Source organism: Azospirillum sp. TSH20, from assembly GCF_003115935.1.
Classification (GTDB): domain Bacteria; phylum Pseudomonadota; class Alphaproteobacteria; order Azospirillales; family Azospirillaceae; genus Azospirillum.
In genome coordinates this window covers 42,712-52,720 of sequence record NZ_LGQU01000085.1, presented here as the reverse complement: position 1 = coordinate 52,720, position 10,009 = coordinate 42,712, and the positions used below count along the sequence as shown (strand labels likewise).

Annotated in this window: 2 protein-coding genes; both read right to left on the bottom strand. The window is 64.4% G+C overall.

Going from position 1 to position 10,009, the window contains the following annotated elements; translation table 11 throughout:
- A partial coding sequence (locus TSH20_RS22790; RefSeq protein ID WP_146207488.1) for a CoA transferase occupies window positions 1-97 on the bottom strand: 97 nt, incomplete at its 3' end.
- Window positions 98-936: 839 nt separating this feature from the next.
- Window positions 937-9,960 carry a calcium-binding protein gene (locus TSH20_RS22780; protein ID WP_109157401.1) on the bottom strand — a complete coding sequence of 3,008 codons (9,024 nt, stop codon included), beginning with the start codon at window positions 9,958-9,960 and terminating at the stop codon, window positions 937-939.
- Window positions 9,961-10,009: the final 49 nt, after the last annotated feature.

Genomic DNA, 10,009 nt, shown 5'->3' with positions numbered 1-10,009 from the left:
CGTCGGCGCCGAACCAGGCGAGCAACTGGGTGCAGGTCGGCCCCGACTGCACATGCGTGAAGTCGAGAATCCGCACGCCCTGAAGTGCTTTGCCCATGCATGCCCTCCCTATTACCCCAGGAGCACGCGGGCACTCCGGAGTTCTCGTTCAGCAGATTTTTTTGGAGAATCGCCCAGCGTATAGAATGTGAACAGCTGGTGATTGGAGATGGCTGAATTGGTCCTATCGGAGCCAATCCCTTATCATTTGGATTTTCTGGTCGCCTTCATTCGTTCTGGCATATTGCAGACCGCAATGCGTCGTGTATTCCCGAGCAAGACCTTCTCTCACCAGATCAGTCAACATGGGCCTGACCACAACCGGCTTCAGGCGTACCGCCTGAGTTATTTCCATCAATGATGCTGTCGGTCTCAGGGCCTCAGGACCTGGCAGAGCACGCAGGGTGTTGAGCATCGTCCAATTGATAGACAACGGAGAGATCACGGAGTCCTCCTTTCGTACGGCAAAGCCGCGGCCGCCAATGGGCAAGCCAGTAAAATCGGATGGCGATCATGATCGATGCTTTTGAGCCTAGGACCTCAAGCTATCTTGAGGTCAAGGGGAGATTTCACGCACACCAGCAGGATTTTTCCGAACCATGACCTCGGTGAGAGCGTGAGGGGCAGATGCTCTGACGCAAAGAAAGAAGGTCCGGTCCTGTTGATTGGCTCGCATGCCGGGCACCATGGGTACATTCGGCGCAAGCCGATCCGCGAGATAGCGGGCATTCGGGATCTTGTGGTGGCGGGGCGCGTTGGCCTTGTACGACATCGGGTTCTCGGCGTCAGCGGGCCGCCTCTACACCCGCTCGCCCTCCCGACCACCACCAGCCGGGCATTTTTGCACCAACGTCTTGCGGGCGCCCTTCCCTTTTACCACGATGCTTAGCCGCCGGATCAACCGAGGTTGATGTCGGAGAGCGAGAGCACCTGGCTGTTGTACACGCTGAGCAGACGAACCTCGGATGAAGCCACCTGGCCGTCGCCGTTGGTGTCAACCACCTGGTACAGGCCGGAATTGGTGCCGTTGTTGGCCAGAATCAGCGTGCTTGCACCAGCCGACGAGTTCGTCAGCGCACCCAGAGCCGTGCGGAAGTTCGCCAGCGAGGCATCCGTTAGGCTGCCGCTGACCGCCGAGGTCAGGTTCACCAATTCGTTCGAGCCGATGTTCACGCCGTTGGTCGCAGCAGACGCCGTCGCCAGCGAGGCATCGCCGTTCTTGTCCGCCTCGGTCCGGGCCGTACCGGTCAGTTCCACCTTGTCAGTGCCCGACTGGAAGTTCGAGACCGAGACGAAGCCGGTGTTCGCACCCAGCGACGCGATGTCGCTGAAGGACGAGTACACGACCGTATCCGTGCCGCTGCCGGACAGAGTCAGGCTGTCGCCCGTACCACCCAGGAAGCGGATCGACCCGCTGGTCATCGTGATCGCATCGGTGCCCGAACCGCCGATCAGCGTCTCGACGCCCGAGACCGACATGGTCACGCCGGTGTTGCCGGCGGTGATCACGTCGTTGCCGGTGCCGCCGACCAGGGTCTCGATGCCACGCAGCAGGACGGTGTTGCCGTTGTCGCCGAGGGTGACGCTATCAGTGCCGGCGCCGCCGACCATGATCTCGATCCCGCTCTCGGCCCGCATGGTGACGCCGGTGTCGCCCAGGAGCACCAGGTCGCTGCCCGCACCACCGATCATGGTGTCGATGCCGCGGGTGATGACGGTGTTACCCGATGCACCCAGGGTCACAACGTCCGAACCGGTGCCGCCGACCAGATACTCGACGCCCGAGGCCAGCATCGTCGCGCCGGCGGAGCCGGTGAAGACGATGTCGGTGCTCGCACCGCCGGTCAGGGTGTCAATGCCCGTCACGGTGATCGTGTTGGCCGTGTCGCCCAGCGTGATCGCGTCGGTGCCGGCCGCACCGATCAGGGTCTCGACCGCACGGGTCAGCAGGGTCGTGCCCGAGGTGGCGAGGCTGACAACGTCGGTGGAGGCGCCACCGATCAGCAGTTCGATGCCCGAACCCAGCGCCATGGTGACGCCGGTGTCGCCCAGGAACACCCAGTCGGTGCCCGCACCGCCCGACAGCGTATCGATGCCGCGGGTGATGACGGTGTTGCCCGAGGAGCCCAGGGTCACAACATCCGAACCGGTGCCGCCGACCAGGAACTCGACGCCCGAAGCCGTCATCGTCACACCGGCCGAGCCGGTGAAGACGATGTCAGTGCTCGCACCGCCGGTCAGGGTGTCGATGCCGGTGACGATGACCGTGTTCACCGTGTCGCCGAGCGTGATCACGTCGGTGCCGGTGTTGCCGATCAGGGTCTCGATCGCACGGGTCAGCAGGGTGGCACCCGAAGTGCTGATGGTCACGACGTCGACCGCTGCGCCGCCGACGAGGATTTCCAAGTTCGCACCCAGGGTCAGCGTGTTGCCGGTATCGCCCAGGACCGCAAGGTCGGAGCCCTCGCCACCGACCAGTGTCTCGATGCCGCGAATGGTGGTGGTATTCCCATCGGACCCGAGGGTCAGGACATCGGTGCCGCTGCTGCCGACCACGAAATCCGCACCCGAGACGGTCAGGGTCGCCCCCGTCGAACCGGTGAAGATGACCTCAAGCCCCGTGCCGCCGATCAGCGTCTCGATGGCGAGCGCCAGAAGCGTGCCGCCGGCAGTGCCGATGGTGACGACATCGGTGCCTGTGCCGCCGACCAGGGTTTCGATGTCCGACACCATCAGCGTGTTGCCGACCGAACCGAGGGCGACGAGATCGGTGCCCAGGCCACCGACGATCGTCTCGAACAGCGATGCCGTCGCCGTGTTGCCCGTGTTGCCGAGCGTCAGCACGTCGACACCGCTGTTGCCGGTCAGTGTTTCGATGCCGCGCAGCAGAAGCGTGTTGCCCGCCGAGCCCAGCGTCACGATATCCGTGCCGGTGCCGCCGATCAGGGTATCGATTCCCGACACCGCAATCGTCGATCCGCCTGAACCAAGGAAGACGAGTTCGGATGCCGCGCCACCCAGCAGGGTTTCAAGTGCGTTGGCCACCAGCGTTGCACCCAGGGTGCCGATCGCGATCACGTCGCTGCCCGCCCCGCCGGTTAGCGTTTCGAGGAGCGACACCATCATCGTGCTGCCGCCCGAGCCCAAGGCGATGACGTCCAGCCCGGACCCGCCGGTCAGCGTCTCTATCGCGCTCGCCAGCATGGTGGTGCCGGTGTCGCCGATGGTGACGGTATCGCTGCCCGCCCCGCCGGTCAGGGTTTCAATACCGCGCAGCAGCAGCGTGTTGCCGTCCGACCCCAGCGTAACGACATCCCGACCGTTGCCGCCGACCAGAATATCAAGGGCCGATGCCAGCAGCGTGCTGCCGGTGCTGCCCAGGAAGATCAGATCGAAGCCTTCGCCACCGACAACGGTTTCAAGGACATTCACCTGTGCCGTGATGCCGCCCGACCCCACGGTGATGACATCGATTCCCGCACCACCAATGAAGGTTTCGATGCCGGTGATCCGCACCGTCGTGCCGGCGGTGCCCAAAGTCACCACATCCAGACCGCTGCCGCCGATCAGCGTCTCCACCGCCACCGTCGCCAGGGTGCTGCCACCGGACCCCAGCGTCACCACGTCCAGACCGGCGCCACCCAACAGCGTCTCAAGCTGCGACACCGCCAGCGTGTTGCCGCTGGTGCCGAGCAGGACGGCATCGATGCCGGTCCCGCCGATGATCGTCTCGAACAGCGACACCGTCGCCGTGTTGCCGGTGTCGCCCAGCGTCAGAACGTCGACGCCGCCGTTGCCGGTCAGCGTCTCAATCCCGCGTAGCAGCACCGTGTTGCCGCCGTCACCCAACGTCACCGCGTCGTTGCCGGCTCCGCCGACGAGGATCTCCAGCCCCGAAACCAGCACCGTGTTGCCGGCCGAGCCGAGATAGACCACATCCGTCCCGCTCGACCCGATCAGCGTTTCCAGGCCCGCGACCAGCAGCGTGTTGCCGCCGGTGCCCGATACCCGGTTCATGTCAGCCGCCGTGTCGAACCGGGCGGTGGCGAGCGTCACGATGTCCAGTCCGCTGCTGCCGATCAGCGTCTCCAGCTGCGACACCAGCAGCGTGTTGCCGCCGGTGCCCAGCATGATGATGTCGAGTGCGGTCCCGCCGACCAGCGTCTCCAGGTTCGAGGCCACCATGGTCGAGCCGCGATTGCCGATGGTGATCGCATCCACGCCCGTTCCGCCGGTCAGCGTCTCCAACATGCGCAGCAGCGTGGTGTTGCCGGCGTTGCTGAGCGTGACGACGTCCGCGCCGGCGTCACCGACCAGGACCTCCAGCCCGGCGATCAGCAGGGTCGAACCGCCGCCCAGCTCGCCAATCACCACGACGTCGCTGCCGGAACTGCCGATCAGCGTCTCGAGCAGATTGGCGACGAAGGTGCCACCACCGTCCGACAACTGGACGACGTCGCTCCCGCTGTTGCCGGTGATCGACTCGATGCCGGCGATCCGCACCGTCGTGCCGGCGGTGCCGAGCGTCACCACGTCCAGCCCGCTGCCGCCGATCAGCGTTTCCACCGCCACCGTCGCCAAAGTGCTACCGCCGGACCGCAGCGCCACCACGTCCAGACCGGCCCCGCCGATCAGCGTTTCAAGCTGCGACACCGCCAGCGTGTTGCCGCCGGTGCCGAGCAGGACGGCATCGACACCGGTTCCGCCGATGATCGTCTCCAACAGCGATACCATCGCCGTGTTGCCGGTGTCGCCCAGCGTCAGAACGTCGACGCCGCTGTTGCCGGTGAGCGTCTCGATGCCGCGCAGCAGCACGGTGTTGCCGGCGATCCCGAAGGTGACGACATCGGTCCCGACCCCGCCGATCAGGGTGTCGATGCCCGACAGCGCGATCGTCGAACCGGACGTGCCGAGGAGGAGCAACTCGGAGCCCGTGCCGCCGGCGATGGTCTCCATCAGGTCGACGAGCAGAGTGGCGCCGGCCGAACCGATGGTGACCACATCGGTACCGATCCCGCCGGCCAGGGTTTCCAGCCCGCGAACCAGCAGCGTACTGCCTGCCGTGCCCAGCGCGATGGTGTCGGTCCCTGACCCGCCAACCAGCGTCTCGATACTCGAAACCGCCATGGTGGTGCCGGTATCGCCGATGGTGATGGCGTCGGTTCCCAAGCCGCCGATCAGGCTTTCCAGCCCCCGCATCAACAGGGTGTTGCCTGCCGGACCCAGCGTGACAATGTCGGTGCCGGCGCCGCCGATCAGCAGGTCCAAATTGGACGCCAGGACCGTACCGCCGGCCGAGCCGAGGAAGATCAACTCGGAACCCGCGCCGCCGGTGATCGTGTCCAGCAGGTTGGCGAGCAGAGTGCTGCCTGCCGAACCGAGGGTCACGACATCGGTGCCCGCGCTGCCGGTGATCGTCTCCACAATCGAGAGCAGCAGCGTGTTGCCGGCCATGCCCAAGGTGACGATGTCGGTGCCGCCGCCGCCGGTGATCGTTTCAAAGTCCGAGATGGACAGGCTGTTGCCGGCCGAACCGAGAACCACGACGTCGGTGCCGGCTCCGCCGGTCAGCGTCTCGAGAGCGGTTGCAAACAGGGTGCTGCCGGCCGTGCCCAGCGATATGGCGTCGACGGCCGCGCCGCCGATGATCGTCTCAAAAGCCGAAACCCGCGTGGTGTTGCCGGTATCGCCCAGCGTGACGATGTCGGTCCCGATCCCACCTGTCAGCGTCTCGATGTTGCGCAGCAGCAGGGTGTTGCCGACCGTGCCCAGGGTGACGACATCGGTGCCGATGCCGCCGGTGAGGATGTCGATAGCCGAGATCGAAACGGTCGAACCGGACGTGCCGAGGGCGATCAGATCGGAACCCGTGCCACCGGTGATCGTCTCCAGCAGGTTGACCAGCAGAGTGCCGCCGGCCGATCCGAGGGTCACGACATCGGTGCCCGCAGACCCTGCCAATGTCTCGATGGCATTGACGAGCAGGGTCGTGCCGCCGGTCCCCAGCATGACGACGTCGATGCCGCTGCCGCCGCTCAGCGTCTCCAGCCGCTCGGCAAGCAGGGTGCCGCCCGTGCTGCCCAGGGCGATGACATCGGTGCCGGCTCCGCCGGTGATCGTGTCGAGCAGGGTTGCCAGCAGCGTGATGCCGGACGTGCCGACGATCACCGCATCGCCGGCGTCCGACCCGGTCAGCGTTTCGAGACCTTCGACGTAAACCGTGCTGCCGCCGCTTCCAAGCGTGATCACATCGGATCCCGACGATCCGAGAATGGTCTTGTATTGGGTGGAGACCGACAGGGTGTTGCCACCGTCGCCCAAGACGAGAATGTCGGCATTCAGAATGCTGACCAGGGTTTCGAGCCCGCTCAGATGAAGAGTCTGCCCGGTCGCGATGACGGTTTCAATATTGACGGCGTGAAAGGTCGCCCCGCTGCTGCCAAGCATGACGACATCGGTGCCGGAGCCTCCGATAATCGTCTCGATGCCGGTTGCCAGCAGGGTATTGCCGGCGGTGTCCACTGTCACGACGTCGGTGCCGGCACCGCCGATAAGCGTCTCGACACCGGTTGCCTGCAGAGTGTTGCCGCTGGTGCCGAGCATGATGATGTCGGTGCCGGTCCCACCGGTCAGCGTTTCAACAGCCGAGACCATCAGGCTATTGCCGACAGCACCTAGCGAAATGACATCAGTCCCGGCCCCACCGGTCAAGGTCTCAAGACCTTGTGCAGTCAAGGTCGCTCCAGCCGTACCCAGGGTGACGACGTCAGTGCCGTTGTCTCCCGCCAACGTTTCGATGTCGGACACCAGCATCGTGCTGCCGGCGGTACCCAGTGTAATGACGTCGGTGCCGGCCCCACCGGTCAGCGTTTCGACAGCCGAGACCAGCAGGGTGTTGTCGGCAGTGCCGAGCGTTATGACATCCGTGCCGGCGGCGCCGATAAGCGTCTCGATGCCGGTTGTCAGCAGGGTGTTGCCACTGGCGCCGAGCGTCACGACATCAGTGCCGGTCCCGCCGGTCAAGGTCTCGACAACCGAGACCAGCATCGTGTTGCCGGTGCTGTCCAGTGTGATGACATCCGTGCCGGCTCCGCCGAGCAAGGTCTCGATGCCTCGTACCGTCACCGATACACCGGTCGTGTCCACGGTTACGACGTCGGTGCCACTGTCTCCCGTCACCGTTTCGATGCGGGAGATCTGAATTGTGTTGCCGGCGGTGCCAAGAATGACGACATCCGTGCCGACCCCACCGGTCAAGGTTTCGATACCGGACGCAAGTATCGTGCCGCCGGCGGAGGCGACCGTCACGACATCGGTGCCGATCCCGCCGCTCAGCGTTTCGATGCGCCAAACTTGAATTGTGCTGCCGGCGGTGCCGAGCATGACGAGATCTGAGCCAGCCCCGCCGGTCAAGATCTCGATATCGGAGGCCAGCACCGTGTTGCCGCCGGTGCCGAGCGTCACGACATCGGTGCCGATGCTGCCCGCCAAGGTTTCAAAAGCAAAGAGCAGCAGGGTGTTTCCGGCAGTGCCGAGCGTCGCAACGTCGGTGCCGGCCCCGCCGGTCAGTGTTTCGACAGACGAGACCAGCATCGTGTTGCCGGCGATGCTCAGCACCACGAGGTCTGTGCCGGTGCTGCCCGCCAAGGTTTCGATGTCGGACACCAACACCGTGCTTCCGTTGGAACCGATCGTCACAACATCGGTGCCGGCCCCACCGGTCAACGTCTCGATTCTCCACAACTGGATGGTGTTGCCCGAATCCACCAGCGAGATGGCGTCGCGGCCCGAGCCACCGTTCAATGTTTCGATCTGGGAAAGAAAAAGGGTTATGCCACTGGCGCTGACTGTGACGACATCGACGCCCACACCACCAACCAGTGTTTCAAGCGCCGCGATCAATACCGTGCTGCCGGCCGGCCCGAAGTTCACGACGTCCGTGCCGGTCGCACCGATGACGCTTTCCACGGCGGAAAGCAGCACCGTGTTGCCGGCGGTACCGAGCGTCACGACGTCGGTGCTGGCCCCGCCGATCAAGGTCTCGATGCCTTGCACCTTCACCGATACGCCGGTGGAGCCCACCGTTACGATGTCGGTGCCGCTGTCTCCCGTCACCGTTTCAATGCGGGAGATCTGAAGCGTGTTGCCGCGGGTCCCGAGAATCACGACATCGACGTTAATCCCACCGGTCAACGTCTCAATGTCGGAAACCAGTGTCGTGTTGCCACCGGAGGCGAAGGTCACGAGGTCGGTGCCGGCACCACCGACCAGGGTCTCCAGCAGCTTCACCGTCATGGTGCTGCCGATGGTGCCGATGGTGATGACATCGGTGCCGGTGCCGCCCGTCAGGGTTTCCAGCCCGGAGACCAGCATGGTCGTGCCGGCCGTCAAGATGGTCACGGCGTCGGTGCCGACACCACCGATCAGCGTCTCCAGATCCGACACCTTCGTGGTGACGCCGGCCGATCCCAGGGTGATCAGGTCGGTGCCGCTATTGCCGATGATGCTCGTCACCAGCGACACCGTGGTGGTGTTGCCCTGCGTCCCCAAATTCAAGGACGCTGTGCCGCCCGCGCCACCCGCGATGACGACTTCAACGCCGGACACTGCGTACCGCACGCCATTGGAGCCGAGCACGATGGAGTCCGTGCCCGCACCACCGATGATGGTTTCAGTGGAATAAACCGCTATCGTGTTGCCGAGATCGCCCAGGGTTATGGCATCGATACCAGTGCTGCCCAGCAGGGTCTCCAGTCCGGACACCAGGATGGTGTTCCCCCCGGTACCCAGCGTTATTTGATCAATTCCAATCCCGCCGATCAGGGTTTCCACCAGCGAGACTGTCGTGCTATTGCCCGCCGAACCCAGCGTGATGAGGTCGTTCCCAACCCCGCCGGTCAGGCTTCTCAGCCACGACACCATCATGGTGGAGCCGGCCGTGTCACCCAGCGTGATGACATTGGTGCCACCGGTGCCGGTCAGCGTTTCGACCCCGGTGACGCCGAAGGTCGCGCCGATGTCGCCCAGCGTGATGACGTCCGTACCGGCGCCCCCCGTCAGGGTGTTGATCTGCGACAGCGTCAGCGTGTTGCCGGAATCGGCCAGCGTCCTGACGACCGGCGCGATGTCCCGGAGATATAGCAGGGAGCCAGCTTGGACACCGTAAATCGCGTCAAGGTCGCCGTCGCCGTCGAGGTCGGCCAAGGCCGGCATCGGATAGGCTCCGGTGTTGAGGCCGTAAACAGCCGTCCCGACAAGCGAGAATGTCGGGGACGATGTCGTCCCGATGTTGATGGAAACGACATCCTTGTTCACAAGGTCGAGATCGCCGTCGCCGTCGAGATCGACGAGGACCGGCGCATTGTGGCTTACGCCCGCCGTCATGCCGAAGAGGTTCGTTCCCTCCAGCGAAAAGGAGGGCGCCGACGAGGTTCCGGTGTTGCGGTAGAAAAGGAGGCCGTTGCTGGTGGTCCCCATCAGCAGATCGGCATCGCCGTCGCCATCCAGGTCGGCGAAGCTCGGAACCATGTAGCCGTCGGTGACGATGCCGAAGAGGTTGGTCCCCTCCAGGGAGAAAGATGGAGAGGCCGACGTTCCGCTGTTGCGGAAGAACCGGGTGCCGCCATCCTTGCTACCGATGAAAAGATCGAGGTCACCGTCTCCATCGATATCGACGAGTCTTGGGGCCGCATAGGTATTGTAGCTGGAAATGCCGAGCAGATTGGTGCCTTGCAGGGAAAAGGTCGGCGCCAGCGTCGTCCCGACATTGGCGAAATACACCGTCTCGCCAGATTTGTTTCCGACCAGGAGATCCAGGTCACCGTCGCCGTCGAGATCCGCGAATGTGGGGGCGGCGTATTGCCCGACGCCGCTGAGACCGAAAGAGTTGGTGCCGACCAGAGTAAAGGTTGGAGTAGCCACGATCTTTCAGCCCCTCGGATATATCTGTCGACGCCGCACCCGCTCACCG